Source organism: Streptomyces sp. NPDC005281 (assembly GCF_040607495.1).
Lineage (GTDB): Bacteria > Actinomycetota > Actinomycetes > Streptomycetales > Streptomycetaceae > Streptomyces.
In genome coordinates this window covers 248,628-263,512 of sequence record NZ_JBEXGX010000002.1, presented here as the reverse complement: position 1 = coordinate 263,512, position 14,885 = coordinate 248,628, and the positions used below count along the sequence as shown (strand labels likewise).

11 protein-coding genes are annotated in these 14,885 nt (G+C 72.9%); 4 read left to right on the top strand and 7 right to left on the bottom strand.

What is annotated here, in order from left to right; genetic code table 11:
- Positions 1-60: 60 nt before the first annotated feature.
- On the top strand, positions 61-561 hold the full coding sequence (locus ABZV42_RS03850; protein ID WP_355979636.1) for a GNAT family N-acetyltransferase: 501 nt from the start codon (positions 61-63) through the stop codon (positions 559-561).
- 51 nt (positions 562-612) lie between these two features.
- On the opposite strand, the gene ABZV42_RS03845 is transcribed toward ABZV42_RS03850, so the two are convergent.
- The 4 genes from ABZV42_RS03845 to ABZV42_RS03830 all read right to left on the bottom strand — a co-directional run bounded on the left by ABZV42_RS03845 (position 613) and on the right by ABZV42_RS03830 (position 4,357).
- Complete coding sequence (locus tag ABZV42_RS03845; RefSeq protein ID WP_355979633.1) at positions 613-1,149, bottom strand: 2'-5' RNA ligase family protein; 537 nt, start codon at positions 1,147-1,149, stop codon at positions 613-615.
- A gap of 162 nt (positions 1,150-1,311) precedes the next feature.
- Positions 1,312-1,917 carry a hypothetical protein gene (locus ABZV42_RS03840; RefSeq protein ID WP_356050842.1) on the bottom strand — a complete coding sequence of 202 codons (606 nt, stop codon included), beginning with the start codon at positions 1,915-1,917 and terminating at the stop codon, positions 1,312-1,314.
- Between the two features lie 491 nt (positions 1,918-2,408).
- Complete coding sequence (locus ABZV42_RS03835; protein ID WP_356050841.1) at positions 2,409-3,371, bottom strand: nitronate monooxygenase; 963 nt, start codon at positions 3,369-3,371, stop codon at positions 2,409-2,411.
- Positions 3,372-3,724: 353 nt separating this feature from the next.
- The gene (locus tag ABZV42_RS03830) at positions 3,725-4,357 is read right to left on the bottom strand and encodes a TOPRIM nucleotidyl transferase/hydrolase domain-containing protein (protein WP_356050840.1); all 633 of its coding nucleotides are present in this window, start codon (positions 4,355-4,357) and stop codon (positions 3,725-3,727) included.
- Positions 4,358-4,600: 243 nt separating this feature from the next.
- Here ABZV42_RS03830 and ABZV42_RS03825 point away from each other — a divergent pair, with 243 nt between their 5' ends.
- The 3 genes from ABZV42_RS03825 to ABZV42_RS03815 are packed head-to-tail and all read left to right on the top strand — an operon-like array spanning position 4,601 to position 7,901.
- Complete coding sequence (locus tag ABZV42_RS03825; protein ID WP_356050839.1) at positions 4,601-5,791, top strand: fused response regulator/phosphatase; 1,191 nt, start codon at positions 4,601-4,603, stop codon at positions 5,789-5,791.
- A gap of 53 nt (positions 5,792-5,844) precedes the next feature.
- The gene (locus ABZV42_RS03820; RefSeq protein ID WP_355979914.1) at positions 5,845-7,455 is read left to right on the top strand and encodes a CHASE3 domain-containing protein; all 1,611 of its coding nucleotides are present in this window, start codon (positions 5,845-5,847) and stop codon (positions 7,453-7,455) included.
- A complete protein-coding gene (locus ABZV42_RS03815; protein ID WP_355979622.1) occupies positions 7,452-7,901 on the top strand; it encodes a response regulator in 450 nt (149 codons plus the stop codon). The genes ABZV42_RS03820 and ABZV42_RS03815 overlap by 4 nt, the downstream gene beginning before the upstream one ends.
- On the opposite strand, the gene ABZV42_RS03810 is transcribed toward ABZV42_RS03815, so the two are convergent.
- From ABZV42_RS03810 to ABZV42_RS03800, 3 genes are read right to left on the bottom strand one after another with little or no spacing between them, the layout of a single operon-like run.
- Positions 7,902-9,962, bottom strand: coding sequence for a hypothetical protein (locus ABZV42_RS03810; RefSeq protein WP_356050838.1), 2,061 nt, complete (start codon positions 9,960-9,962; stop codon positions 7,902-7,904).
- Positions 9,959-13,672 (bottom strand): DUF5682 family protein, encoded by a 3,714-nt coding sequence (locus ABZV42_RS03805; RefSeq protein ID WP_356050837.1) that lies wholly within the window; start codon positions 13,670-13,672, stop codon positions 9,959-9,961. The genes ABZV42_RS03810 and ABZV42_RS03805 overlap by 4 nt, the downstream gene beginning before the upstream one ends.
- Positions 13,669-14,829, bottom strand: a complete 1,161-nt coding sequence (locus ABZV42_RS03800; RefSeq protein WP_356050836.1) for an AAA family ATPase — start codon at positions 14,827-14,829, stop codon at positions 13,669-13,671. Before ABZV42_RS03800 ends, ABZV42_RS03805 begins: the two co-directional genes overlap by 4 nt.
- Between the last annotated feature and the right edge of the window lie 56 nt (positions 14,830-14,885).

The window sequence follows — 14,885 nt, the reverse complement described above, 5'->3', positions numbered from 1 at the left end:
ACGAGACAGCCCGGCTTCCTGTGACACGGGCGGTCCGGCGTGGCCGGTTAACCTGCCCGGATGGCACAGCTGACGCTCACACCGCTCCGCTTCACCCCGGAGGAGATCGCCGAGGTGGTCGGCCTCTACGCGAGCAATCCGGAGTACTGCCGCGCCGCAGGCGAGTACGACCCCGAGAACATTCCGGCCGACAAGGTCGAGGCGGATCTACGGGAAGAGGCGGGCACCGAGGGCTGCGAGGTCCTGCTCGCCCGTGACGAGCCGGACCGGATCGTGGGCCTGGTGTGTCTGCTCGACCGTCATCCCACCGACGGGCACCCGTGGATCGGGCTGCTGCTGGTGCACGGGGGGCTGCGCCGGCAGCGGATCGGGAGCCGGCTGGCCGGGCTGGTGGAAGAACGGTACCGGCGCGAGGGCAGGGACGGCATCAGACTGGCGGTCCTGGAGAACCGGCCGGAATCGCTGGCCTTCTGGAACTCCCAGGGCTGGCAGGAGATCGACCGCCGCACCGACCGCCAGTACGGCCGCCCGTGCGTCGTCATGCACAAGCAACTGACCTGATCCTTCACGGCCGCACTCGCGTCACAGCCGTGCGCCGGGCCGACAACCAACTCACCGAAGCACGAACGACGCCCGCTGCCGCCACCGCGATCCGTCATGCACCATGAGATCCACGGACGCCACGCGGGCGACGACGGGGAGTTGGCCGCGAAGGCCGGCCTCGGCCTCGTCCAGGACGGCCTCGTCCTGGCCCTGCGCGATGGTCAGGTGCGGCACGATCTCGGCGAACTGCCCACCGAACGGCGGGGTTTCGGGCCAGCGATCCACGATGGCCTCGGTGAGCCCGCGAAACGCGGTGTCCGGTTCCGGGGCGAGATACAGAATCCCGGGAAACCGTCCGCAGCGCCGGAACCGGACCTCAAAGGGCTCGTGACGCCCGATCACGCCATCGAGGGCGGCCAGGATGCCGCCGTCGATCTGGCTTTCGTGGAGAAACGGGAAGAGCACGGTGACATGTGCCGGCATGCCCTCACGGACAGCCGGGTCCAGCCGTTCCCGCCACGCTTGGACGACGGGTTCCGCCTCGGGGATCCTCACCACGAGTCCCGACCGAACTGCTTGATTTCCGCTGGAGTCGCCGCCTGTCATCGTCCCTGTCTATCCGCGCGCAAGGGGAGCCGCGACCGATTTTCGAGATGGGGCGTCGGCTTTTCGGGGCGGGGCCTCGATGCCACCCTCCCTGTACTCACTGCCCGTCACTCACCTGGAAGCGACCTCCCCGCCGTCATGGGGCGGGTGTTGCCGAACCCGTCACGGGCGCAGGCCCGCCTGCCTGAGTGTCAGTCGGGACAGGTCGGTGATCACCTGCTGGTCGCCGCGGCGCCAGGCGTCGGCGAGGCCGCCCGGCGGGACGGGGATCGCGGCGAGGTCGCGCTGCGGTCCGGTCAGGGCCCGCAGGGCGAGCAGGTCGGCGCCACCGGGGGCGTCCAGGAGGCGGCTCGTGGTGGCGCTGCGCCGGATCCAGCGCACGCGCGGCGGAAGCCACAGCACCAGGACGAACGCCACCGAGAGGAAGATCAGGGCGATCGTGGCCAGCAGGGCCACGCGGCCCACCAGGTCCTCCAGCGACTGTCCGGCGTCGGAGAGACCGGTGGCTGCGTCGGCGGCGGACCGGAGCGGCTTCTTCAGCGAACTCCCGACGAGCGGCACCTTCGACGCCGCGTTGCCGGCGTCGTTCAGACCGCCGGCGAGGCTGTCGCCCGCGTCCTGGGCCTGTCGCCCGGGCTCGGCGAGCAGCATGATCGCGTGGTGGACCACCAGGGCGAACTTCACCGCGGCCGCGATCAGTGCCACGGCGATCAGGTCGGCGACCACCTGACGGCTCCGACGCGCTGGGGTCTGGGCGTAAAGGCGCATGGGTGTGCTCCTGTTCCGGCGATGCCGTGGACCGGACCGGTCGAGCCGAGCGAGGTGCCGCGGTCGTGCTGCCGAGGCTCGGCCGGTCGTGTGCGAACGAGGGAGTGGAGGCGGGTTTCGAGGAACTCGAGGAACGGGTTTCCACGGCCGGTGAGTTGAATCGGAATGGGTGAGCGGTGGAGTGGTGCAGCGGTGCAGCGCTGAGGGGTTCGGCTGATCAGCGGTTCGGTTGATCAGGGGCTCGGGGGCTCACGGTTCAGTGGTGGTGACGTGCCGGGTTCCGGCGGGGGCGCGATGCCGGGGCGGGGCGGGGCGGGGCGGGCGGGGCAGGGCGAAGCGCGAAGGCGGGCTCGGATAGTTCCGGGCAATGGTGACATTCCGTCAGGGTGACTTCCCGTCTTTCGTGAGGTCGTGCCTGGTGTGGTGCGCGGGGTGGCGGGGGCGTCCCCGGCGGTGCTGGTGGACATCGCGGTGTGAGGGCCGTGATCCGGTCAGCCGCGTCCCGCTCGTGCCAGTGCCCGGCCCGCCTCGGAGGCGAGGGTGGCGACAAGCTCGGCCGCGGGTGGCAGGTCGGTGACGAGATCGACGCCCTCGCCCGCCCAGACCGGCAGTGCGGGCACCTCCCCGCTCGCCACATCGGCCTGATACGCGACGCGTGCCGCCGCTGGATCGGCCGCGAGTTCCGTCTCCCGGCCCCTCCACCGGCCGAGATACGGGTGGCCCAGAGTGCGGGCCGTGTACGTCGACGGCCACCGGGAGCCCCGGGCGATGTCGAGGATGCGGTTGCGCTCCGTGTCCTGCCCCCGTCCGTCGACGAGGGCCTGTGCGGTCGAGGCGTCGACCAGGGCCTCGGCCGTGGCCTGGAAGCGCGTGCCGATGAGCGCCCCGGCGGCACCCAGAGCCAGGACCGCCGCCACACCCCGCCCGTCCGCGATCCCGCCCGCCGCCAGCACCGGGACTCCTTCGGCCAGGTCCACGACGACGGGTACGAAGGGGAGCGTGGACCGCCCGAGCCGGGCGCCGTGCCCGCCGCTCTCCGTGCCCTGGGCCACGATGACGTCGGCGCCGAGGTCCACGGCCCGCCTCGCTTCGTCGAGATCGGTGACCTGGATGATCACAGCCGCGCCCGCCTCACGGACCCGTTCGGTGTAAGGGCTCGGATCGCCGAAGGAGAACATCACCGCCGCCGGTCCGTACTCCAGCGTCTGGTCGATCACGGCCGCGCCGGCCGCCCAGGTCTGGAACCCGGCGCCCCACGGTTTCCCGGCCCCCGCCACGATCGGCAGCTCGCGCGCCAGCCAGTCCGGGTCGCCTCCGCCGGCGCCCAGCAGGCCGAGTCCTCCACCGCACGAGACGGCCGCCGCCAGCTCGCCGCCGGCCGACCCGCCCATCGGAGCCAGGGCGATGGGGTGCTCCACACCGAACAACCTCGTGAACGCGGTCGACAAGGGCATGACGGCAATCATCGCCTTTTTGACGGACCGTGCCTATGGGGCCGCCGGGCCGCCACCTCACCGAGGGTGTCTACGGGCGCCGCCGCGTACGGCTACGGCGGGAAGCAGCGGTACGGGTCCGGCGCCCGACACGACCTGTCGGTGACCGCTCGTTGTGGTTCTGTGCCCAACACCCGGATCCTCGGCCCATGAAGGGGCGACTCACCTGAGTTCGTGGGCCGGCTCCATGGCGCCGCCGGATGCTGGCAGTTGGGGAGTCGGCGCAAGCCGGGCAGCGAGAGCCGTGCCCAACTGGCGCTGTCCGGGGCCGTCCGGCGCCGTCGGGAGTCGTCGAGGCGTCCGGCGCGGACGGGTCACAGACTGTCGAGCAGGCCGGCGAGCGGCGCGGGTATCCGCTCGGGAGTGAGTGCCTCGACGAGGACGCGGCCGTAGCGGATCTTGCGCCCCTTCTTCGTGCCGAGGAAGCGCCTCAACTGCTGCTGTGGGGTGCGGCCCCGCTGTGCCGGCTGGCGCAGAAAAGTTTGCAGGGCCCGCAGATCGCCCTCCGCCCTGATGAGCTCCTCCACCCGCGATACGCCGAGCGCACGGATGAGCTCGTCCTCCAGGTCCGCCGCGCACACGAAGAACACCGGCTTGCGCCCAAGGTCCGCCTCCGGACCGTACTGCCCCAAGGCGCGGGCGTAGTAGCCGCGTTCGGCCTCGTCGCACAGTCCCGTGAGGCGGAGGCCCAGCCCTCGCGGCCCGAGAAGACGGGCGTAGCGCCCCACGTTCATGGCGCCGTTCATCGCCAGGACACAGACGCCCTCGGCCTCCAGGTCCCGGCCGCGGCTCTCCGCGAGCGCGTCGACCGCCGCGAGATCGCTGGGCCCTTCGAGCAGAACGACCGTCCGCACGGCGAGTCGTACGGCCGGCTCGCTCGCGAGGTCGCCGGGGCCGCCGGCCGCCCAGGCGGTGACCGTCTCCCGGAAAGCCACCATGTCGGTCATGAGCCGAGTCTGATCGATTCCCGTCCATGACGACAACGAGTTTCCGCTGGTGGACCTTCTCGGGCCGGGATTTCCGGTCGCTGCCGCCGCCTGTCCCTGGCGCGGCATAACGAACAGAAGTCCACTTCACGTGCATGGATGCGAGCGTGAGTATGCTCGCGGAGTTGTCCGTCATGAAGCGGCGGAGTGGTGGCGGGTGTGGGGGTTCATTCGATGATGACGTCGCAGCCCGGGGCTACCGGCGTGGCTTCGCCCGCTCTGGACCGCGCCGCGGCCTGGGGGACGGAGGAGCCGTCGGTGCTCCTGGTCGAGGACGACCCGGGCGACGCGCTGCTCGTGGAGGAGATGGTCGCCGACAGCGCGCTCGGTATGCGTCTGCGCTGGGTGCGTTCGATGGCCGAGGCCTGTGACGTGCTCGCGTCCGAGGTCCCGGACTGTGTCCTGCTGGACCTGCACCTCCCGGACGCCCAGGGCCTGGAAGCGGTGTCGAGGGTGCGTGAGCGCGCCGAACACGTCGCCGTCGTGGTGCTCACCGGCCTGGCCGAGGAGGGGACCGGACTTGCGGCCGTGGCCGCCGGAGCGCAGGACTATCTGGTCAAGGGCCGGGTCGAGCCGGAACTGTTCGGGCGGGCGGTCCGCTACGCGATCCAGCGCAAGCAGGCCGAACGCGACGCCGCGGCGTTGCAGGCCAGCCAGATGCAGGCCAGGGAGAACGCCCGTCTGGAACGAGGGCTGCTCCCGCGCCCGTTGCTGCGCGGGGACGGTGTGGAGGTCGTGACCCGGTACCGCCCCGGCCGTGCGCACGCCCTGCTGGGCGGGGACTTCTACGACATCGTGCAGAGCGCCGACGGCACCGTGCACGCCATGATCGGTGACGTCTCCGGGCACGGACCGGACGAGGCCGCCCTCGGGGTCGCGCTGCGCATAGCCTGGCGCACCCTGGTGCTCAGCGGAGTCACCGGTGCCGACCAGGTGGGCCGGCTCGAGGAGATCCTCATGGCCGAGCGGGCCACGAACGGAGTCTTCGCCACCCTGGTCATCCTCAGCGTCGGGCCCGGCCGCCGGCGTCTCCGGATGGTCCGGGCAGGTCATCACGGAGTGCTGCTGTGCGGGGCCGGGAGCGTCGAGTGGGTGGAGGTCAGGGGCGGCCCCGCGCTCGGGATCATTCCGGGCGGGGCACGCTGGCCCGTCGAGGAACTGGCGCTCCCGGAGGGCGCGGCGTTGGTGCTGTTCACCGACGGCCTCTTCGAGGGGCGCGTCGGGCGCGGCACCGAGCGGCTGGGCGAGGAGGGACTGCTGGCGATGGCCCGTGAACTGGCCGGTCTGCCCCCGGCCGCGTTCGTCGACGGACTGATCGACGGGGCCGAGGCGCTCGCCGAGACGCAGGGCGGTCTCGCCGACGACGTCGCCGTGCTCCATCTGTGCTGGGGCTGATGCATGTGAAGAGCGTGCGGAAGAACAAAGACTTCGATGACGGGACAGGGAACATGACCGGCGAGCGGTGGGCCGGACGCCGGCTGACGGTGCAGGGCTGGATCAGGCTGGTGCTGGCGCTGATGGCACTGGTGGTGATCGTCGGCGCCGGGGTCGGCGCCGAACTGCTCGCGCGGACCACATCGGTCACCGACCAGCTGCTCCTGGACGTCGAGCCCGCGCAGCGGGAGGCCTACCGGCTCCAGTCGGCCCTGGTGAACCAGGAGACCGGGGTCCGCGGCTACACCATCGCGGCCGACCGTCAGTTCCTGGCGCCCTACGCTCAGGGCCGGAGCGACGAGGTGCATTCCGTCGCCAGGATGCGCGCCCTCATCGGCGACCGTCCCGAACTGCTCCACGAACTGGAGACGGTCGAGAAGCGGGCCGCCGACTGGCGGCGCACCTACGCCGAACCGCTGGTGAACGACATCACACCCGGTACACCGCGCACGATCGACCCGGTGACCGCGGAACGCGGCAAGACGTCCTTCGACCGCATCCGCAGCGCGTCCGCCGAGCAGATCGCCGGACTGGCGGCGGCTGTCGACCACGGCCAGGACCAGCTGGCATCCGCACGGAAACTCCGCGACGCGGTTCTCACCGGGATGGTCCTGGTGTTCCTGCTGACCGGCGTGGTGCTGACGGTACTCGTCCGCGTGCTGGTGACCCGGCCGCTCGACCAACTGCGCATCGCCACGCGCCGGGTCGCCCAGGGCGACTTCGACCACGTCATCACCGGTGGCGGTCCCGCCGACCTCACCGCCGTGGCGGGCGACGTCGAGAACATGCGGCAGCGGATCGTCGCCGAACTGGGCTTCTCCCGCGAGCAGCGGGAGATCCTGGCCCGGCAGACCGCCGACCTGGACGCACAGGCCGTGGAGCTGCGCCGCTCCAACGCCGAGCTCGAACAGTTCGCCTACGTGGCCTCCCATGATCTTCAGGAACCGCTGCGCAAGGTGGCCTCGTTCTGCCAGCTGCTGGAGAAGCGCTACAGCGACCAACTGGACGACCGCGCACGGCAGTACATCGACTTCGCCGTCGACGGCGCCAAACGCATGCAGATCCTCATCAACGACCTGCTCACCTTCTCGCGCGTGGGCCGCGTCAACGATGCCCGCCTGCCGGTCGATCTGGACCAGACGCTCGGCAAGGCGCTGGCCAACTTGGACAGTTCGGTCGCCGACAGCGGCGCGCGCATCGACCTGCCCGACGAACTGCCCCGGGTCGTCGGGGACCCGACCCTGGTCACCATGCTCTGGCAGAACCTGGTCGGCAACGCCGTCAAGTTCCGTCACCCGGACCGCCCGCCGCACATCGGCATCACCTGCGAGCGCGACCCGGAGGACTCCGGCGCCTGGCGCTTCTGCGTCACCGACAACGGCATCGGAATCCCGGGGGAGTTCGAGGAGAAGGTCTTCGTCATCTTCCAGCGGCTGCACAGTCGTGATGCCTACGGTGGAACCGGCATCGGCCTCGCGCTGTGCAAGAAGATCGTCGAGTACCACGGCGGCCGCATCTGGATCGACACCACGTACACCGACGGCACGCGGTTCTGCTTCACCATCCCGTCCGCCGACGCGGCGGACACCCTTCACGACAGCACCGAGGACAAGGCCCTGATATGACCACTCCCGCCGGAGCCCCCATCGACGTCCTCCTCGTCGAGGACGACCCGGGCGACGAGCTGATGACCCGGGAGGCGTTCGAGGACAACAAGATCGGCAACACCCTGCACGTCGTGCGGGACGGCGAGGAGGCGCTCGACTTCCTCTACCGGCGCGGAGACCACGTCGACGCCCCGCAGCCCGACCTGATCCTCCTCGACCTCAACCTGCCCAAGTACGACGGCCGGCAGGTCCTGGAGAAGATCAAGTCGGACCCGGCCCTGTCCCACATCCCGGTCGTGGTGCTCACCACCTCGGCGGCGGAGGAGGACATCCTGCGCAGCTACAAACTGCACGCCAACGCCTATGTGACCAAGCCGGTCGATCTGGACCAGTTCATCGCGGCCGTCCGCCAGATCGACGACTTCTTCGTCCAGGTGGTGCGCCTGCCCCGGCAGTACGGCTGATCAGTGACCGGCGGCCTCCGGCTGCCAGGTGGCCTGCACCAAGGACCGTTCGACGCCCGCCAGATAGACGGCCGCGGCGAGCCATGCCCGTGCGTAGCTGTCCGGGTCGGCCTCGCCGGTGCGGCCGAAGACATCACGGGTGCGCCGGTCGGCCTCCGCGGTGAGGCCGGCCGCCAGGTCGGCGGCGGTGGCGAAACCGCCCCGTCGCAGTGCCGCCCCGTCCCCGCGCAGATCACCGTCGCGAGCGGGTTCCGCCACGGCTCTGCGGCCGCCCGACACGGCGACCTCGACCAGCTGCCGCAGCCGCCACAGCGGGGCCTGCGCCAGCGGGTCCTGCGCTTCGACGCGCACACCGTCGACGGGAGTCATGGAGGTGGCGGACACGGCATCCGGCGGCGGAAGGTGCGCGCCCTCCAGGCGGTTGTAGCCCAGATCGGCGTGACCCTGCCACTCCGCGGGCAGCCGCAGCGTGGCCTCGGTTCCCGGCAGCGGGGCGACGGCGAGCGGGCGGAGCGTGGCGGCGCGGTCCGGGTCCAGCCGGCCGACGACACGCAGCCGCAGTCCCGGCCGGGAGGCGAGCCGACGGAAGTTGGCCGTGTGGGCGAGGCCGGTGTGCTCCCCGGCCGGGGTCAGCCGCATCAGCAGACCCTCCGCCTCCGGCCGTCCGGAAGGCAGCTCCCGGGCGATCAGGTGGTCCCCTGCCGCCCCGACGAGGACCAGGTCGCAGCCCACCAGCTCGCGTGCCGTCTGCTCGGCCCGCTCCGGATCGGCGTCCGGGGCCACTGCGAGCCGTTCGGCGACGACGTCGGCGAGCGGGCGCGCGAACAGCGCGGCGAGCGGGCCCGATGTCCACGAAACACCGGTCAACGGCGTCGCCCGTACCCCCTTGCCGGAGCCGAGGCGTCCGTCGGAGGACACCGTCGCACCGGAGATGAGCAGTCCGCCCCGGGACAGCTGGGCGTGATCGAGGTTGCCCGAGCCGAGCGCCACGGTGGCGTTGGCCGCGCCCTGGGCGCGAGCCGGTCCGCCGGGCTTGACGTCGGCGACCGAGAACCAGCGTCCGTCCTCCGAGATGACATGGGTGACGACACCGCCGTACCCGGTGGCGGCGATCACCGGCTCACTGCAGACTCCGTGGACCCGCAGACTGCCGCCCGGCCGGTAGGCGCGGCGGGCGGTGCCGATCAGCGCCGGATCCGAGGTTCCCGTGCCCAACAGGGCTGTGGTGAGCAGCAGTTCCCGTATCTGCGCGACGAGGTCGGCCAGCCGGTGACCGTCATGGCGGGCACGCGCGCCCCGCAGCCCCCGTACGACCCGCAGCGCGGCCGCCTCGGCGCGGTGCAGCCCGGCCAGCCGGGCCGTGTGCGCGGCCCGCAGCAACTCGGCCTGGGGTACCGCGCCCGCGGCGGGCACCCCGGCCGTGAGCAACGCCGCTGCCGCCGTCCACAGTTGGGACGCGGCGGCCAGCTGGGCCGGAGTGAGGGGGACGACCTCCCCGGTCTCCGTGACCGGCTGCTCGGCGGTGGGCGACAGGGTGGGAGCAGCCGTGGACTCCGGTGTGGGAATCCCGGTGGCCGCGGAGCCGAGGGCTGCCAGGTCGGCAACGGCGCCGGTCGCGGAGCCGAGGGCCGCGTCGGCAACGGCGTATGTCACGGAGTCGGGGGCGCTGTCGTCGACGGTGTCGGTCGCGGAGTCGGGGGCCGCGTCGACAACCGTGGCGGAGCCCTCCGGCGACGCGCTGTCGCTCTCGGCCTCCCCTTCGGCCTCCGTGCCGGCCAGCGGGCAGACGCCCAGGACGGCGGCCCGGTGCAGACACCGGGGGGCGAGCAGACAACTGCACACCACCTGGCCCGCGTCCGTGACGCGGCCGGACGGTCCGGGGGTGAGAACGACCTCCGCGTCCTCACCGCACCGCACGCGCCGGGCCATGCCGTCGGTGACGACCGGCAGGGTCGCGTACGAGTCGATCGCGGCGTCCAGCTTCTTGCGCAGCCTGGTGGTCAGGCCCTCGACGGCGGAGGCGGCCACATCGGGAGCCACCGGGGGCAGTTCGGCGTTCATCGGGTCTCTCCGCGGAGACGGTCGCCCACCCAGCGGGCGAGGGCGAGGGGACTGAGCGCGGCGACGGGCATGCCGGCCGCGACGAGCTGCTGCGCGACGGGTACCGAGTAGCGAGGGTTGCCGGTGTCGTCCAGAGCGGCGCATCCCATCAGGTGCGCCCCGGAGCTCGCCAGGGCCCGTACCTCGCCCAGGAGTCCGCCGAGCGGGTAGCCCTCCTCGAAGTCGCTCACCACGACCACGAGGGTCCGGCTGGGCACGGTGACCAGGGAGCGGGCGTGGCTGAGCCCGGCCGCGATGTGGGTGCCGCCGCCGACCCGTACTTCCAGGAGCAGCGACAGCGGGTCCTCGACCCGGTCCGTCAGGTCGATCACGTCCGTCGAGAACGCGAGGAAGTGCGTGGACAGGGTGGGTACGCCGCCGAGGACGGCCGCGGTCAGGGCCGACCAGATGACGGAGGCCTCCATCGACCCGGACACGTCGACCACGAGGATCAGACGCCAGTCCGCCTCCTTGCGCGAACGGGTGCTGAACACCGGCCGCTCCGGCACCACCACGGTGCGCCCGTCGGCATCGCGGCGGGCGTGGGCGAGGTTGGCCCGAAGCGTGCGCGGCAGGTCGAGCCGGCCGCCGGGGCGTCTGGTGGGCCGGGGCGTCGCGAGCCCGGTGAGGGCGGGCCGCATCCGGGTCGCGAGTTCCTTGGCCAGTTCGTCGACCAGCCGGCGTACGAGGGGGCGCAGGGTGGCCAGTTGTTTCTCCGGCATTCCGCCCGCGAGAGACAGCACGGAGGTCAGCAGATCGACCGACGGGCGCACCGAGGCGGGGTCGAGTTCGGCCAGTACGTCGCTGCGGCCCTGGTCGGCCGCGCGGGCCAGCACCTCCTCCCGGACCTGATCCCCGAACAGCGCCCGCAGTTCGTCGGCCCAGTCGCGGGCTGTGGGGAAGGACGCCTCGCGGCCGCCGCCCCGCCCCGGGGAACCTTCCCGGCCGAGGTCGGAGGAGCCCTCGCCGCGCCCGGCGCCGTACAGCTCGTCGAGCGCGTGCGCGTACCGGCGGGCGCTCTGCGGGAGCTTGTCGGTCTCCCGGCCGAGGAGCAGCCGCCAGCGGTCGGTGGGTGTGATGCGGAGGGCGGCGGAGGCCGCCGTGACGGCGACTGTCGTCGCGGAGCGCGGCGGGGTGGGCGGCGCGGACGTGGCGTGCCCGGCTCGCCCGGTGTGCGCGCGGAGCCCGGTGTCCGCCGTCGGCGTGGAGTCCGTCCCGGCGGGCAGCGCGGGCGCGGGGTGCCCGTCTCGTCCGCCATTCGCGCGGAGCCCGGTGTCCGCCGCAGGTGCGGTGTCCGTCCCGGCGGGCAGACCCAGCGCTTGGAGACAGGCGAGTCCCGCCGCGTCCGCGGCCGTCCACAGAGCGAGGAGTCGCGGCGACGCGGTGAGCGACAGGTCGGGACGGTCACCGAGCCGCTCGGTCACGGTCTGGAGGAGGCGGTCACGGCCTGCGGGAGTGAGTGTGTCGAAGCCCCCGCGCAGGGCGGGGAGCCGGTCGAGGAAGCCCTGGTCGGTGAGCGTGTCGACGCGGTCGAGGAGCAGGTCGAGCGCGGTGGGCGCCGACTGGAGCAACGCGGCCGCGCCACTGAGCAGCCCCCCGAGCCGGCGGCTCAGCGCATGCCGGGCCTCCGGTCCGGTGGCCGTGTCGATCCAACCCGCCGTGCGCGCGCCGAGGACGGTGGCGTCGTCGAGATCGAGCAGCAGCCGGGCGGCCAGCGCTGCGCCCTGGACGAGGGGGGAGCCCGTGCGGGCGAGGGCGGCGAGAGCGTCGTCCATCCTTAGTCCGAGGCGGTGTTCACCGGCCCGTGAGGCCAGTTCGACGAGGGCGGCCGTGTCCTCCGGCCGGTCACTGCCCGCCAGTCCGGGCAGGGTGCGGACCGCCGACTCCAGCAGATCGGCGGCCAGTTCGGCGGCGGCCTGTCGGGTGTCCGGTCCTGTTCCGGGCAGATGGCCCCGGCACAGGGCCTCCAACAGGTCGAGTGCGGCGAGGAGTTCGGGCAGTGTGGCGGCGGTGGGGAAGAGCTCGGCGGCATCGGCGAGCCGCTCCGACACGAGCGCCGGCAGATCGCAGCGGGCGGCGGCACCGAGTGCCGCGAGGACATGGGCGCAGGTGGGCCCGCCGTCGGCGGACTCTCTGCGGAATGTCTCCCGAAGGGTGCCCTCGGCGGCCAGGGCCGGGGTCACACCCCGCATACCCGCCAGGTCCAGCCGTACGGGGACCGCCGGCGTCCATGACACCCGCCACCTGGTGGTCAGGGCGGATCCGTCGCCCGTACCGGCCACCGCCACGGCCTCCCCGTAGCCCGCGCCGCACACGGCGAGGCGCTGGAGCAGCACTTCGCGGCGGCCGTCGAGAGCGGAGCGGAGCGGGTCGAGGCGCACCTCGCGCGCCGTGGGGTCCTCGGGTCCCGGCAGCCGCAGCGCGGCGACCTCCGCCTCCACGTACGGGCCGAGCCCGGAGCGCGGTGTGCCCGGCGCGATCCGGCCGCGGTCGGTGCCGACCATGACCACTTCGAGCGCCTGGGCGAGGGCCCGGCCCCGGCCCAGCGGTTCGCCCTGGCCCATCACGCTCGTGAGCGCCTCGACGAGCTCACCCCGCCCCGGCGCCGTGAGTCCGCGGACCCGTGCGAGGTCGCCTGCCATCCGCAAGGTCTCGGCGGCCTCGCCCGTTCCGGCGGGATGCCCGGACGCACGGAGTTCCCGGCACACGTCGGTGACCGCCCGCGCGGCCGCGTCCCGAACCTGCTCGGGGTCGCCCCCGGCGCGAAACACCGCCTGCTGCCAGCGCGGATCCCGGATGCCTGCGGGGTAGCCGGAACGCGAGTCCAGCAGATCGAAGGCGTAGGGAACGAGGGAGGTGACGACCTCCGGGTGCTCGGCGCCGACGCCGTGGCCGACCCCCGTCGACACTGTGCCGCCGGGACTCGGAGCCGTGCTCGTGTCGGATGCCAGGGCGGTCGCCGTCAGCGCCGGGGCGTGGAACGCGCCGATGACGGCCGCGACCCGGCGCCCGTCGTCCGCGGCACGGGCGATCGTCTCGCGCATATGGGCCTCACGGGCGAGGTCGAGCGCCGGTGCGCCGCCCGCGGCCTCGGCGTCGCTGCGCAATGCCCAGCCGACACCGAGCGCGGCGCGGCGGATCGCCTCGGGGGCCGATCCCGGGGCGAGGACCTCCACGCAGCGGTCCCACAGATCGTCACCGTCACGGCCGGTCCCGGACGCGGCCAGCGCGTTCCCGAAGGAGAAGGACACGGCCGTCTCCTCGGCGACCGCCGTCCGCGTGTCACCCGATGGGAGGGGGCCGGCCTCGGTCCACCGCGGATCGGACATCGGCAGATCGCAGCACACGACGTCGGCTCCACGCGCCGCTGCCCAGCGGACCGCGGCCAGTTCCGGGGAGAAGTCGGCGAACGGGTAGAAGCCGAGCCGGCCGTTCTCACCGGCCCCGGCGAGCGCGACCGGCGCGAGAGTGCCCGGCGCGGACAGATGGGGCAGCCACGCCTGGAAGTCGGCCGGCAGTTCCACGCACACGACCTCCGCCCCGCAGGCGTCGAGCAGGGCGGGCACCGCCGAGGCGAGCGCCGGGCTGTGGTGCCGTACGCCCAGCAGGTACGGGGCGACGGAGCCGGCGAGGGCAGTGACGGCAGCCCGTGGATCCTGGGTGTACGTCATCGGAGGTTCTCCCGCAGGTCCCAGAGCCTGCGCCAGAGCGCGGAACCGTCCTCGGCGCGGCGTCGCACGGGACCGTCCCAGTAGCCGAGCAGACGCGCGTGGTCGGCGGGGTCGTCCTTGCGGACGACGCCCAGCAGATGACCGGGGACCAGGTCCAGGGAGTCGGCCCCGGGAAGGTAGGCGGCGGCCACCCCGAGGGAGACCGCGACCTGCACCGCCTCGGCCGTCGACATGACCGTGCCGGGCCGCTCCACGTCCCAGCCCTCGGCGGACCGTCCTGCCCTGAGGTCACGGAAGACGGTGACCAGCACGTCGAGGACCGCGTCGTCGACACCGAAGCCGGCCCCCGCCCGCTCGACGGCCGCGACCGCCTGGCGCCGTACGAGCGCGGTCTCGGCCTCGACGTCGGCGATCGGGTGCACGGTCTCGAAGTTGAAGCGGCGCTTGAGCGCGGCGGACATCTCCGAGACACCCCGGTCGCGCAGGTTGGCGGTCGCGATGACGGTGAAGCCGGGGGCGGCCGCGACCTGGGCGTCGTCCGTGCCGGCCAGTTCGGGCACGCTCATCCGCCGGTCGGACAGGATCGACACCAGAGCGTCCTGGACCTCGGGCAGACAGCGGGTGATCTCCTCGACGCGGGCCACCCGCCCGGCGCGCATGGCGGCCAGCACGGGGGAGTCGACCAGAGCCGTCGGCGTCGGGCCCTGGGCGAGCAGCAGGGCGTAGTTCCACCCGTAGCGCATCGCGTCCTCGGTGGTACCCGCGGTGCCCTGCACGGTCAGCGCGCTGGTGCCGCAGACGGCGGCGGACAGCAGCTCGGAGAGCATCGACTTGGCCGTGCCGGGCTCACCGACCAGCAGGAGACCGCGCTCCCCGGCGAGCGTGACCACACACCGCTCCACCATGGCGCGTTCGCCGACGAACTTGGGGGTGATCACAAGCTTGTCCGGCAGCGTGTCGTGGCGCTCGGGGAGTGCCAGCGACTCGCCGCCGCTGCCGCAGGCGAAGGTGATGACGGCGCGGGGGGTCAGCCACCAGCCGGGCGGGCGGGGGCCGGTGTCGTGGGCGGCGAGGAAGGCGAGTTCGGTGGCGTGGCGTTCCTCGGCGGGCAGGGTCTGCCGTGCCGGAAGTGCCGTCGCTGTGTCGGTCGGGGGCATGCGTGTTCCTTGTTCGGTGGGTACGTGTGTCGTCAGTGGCGGAAGGTGCCGGGGCC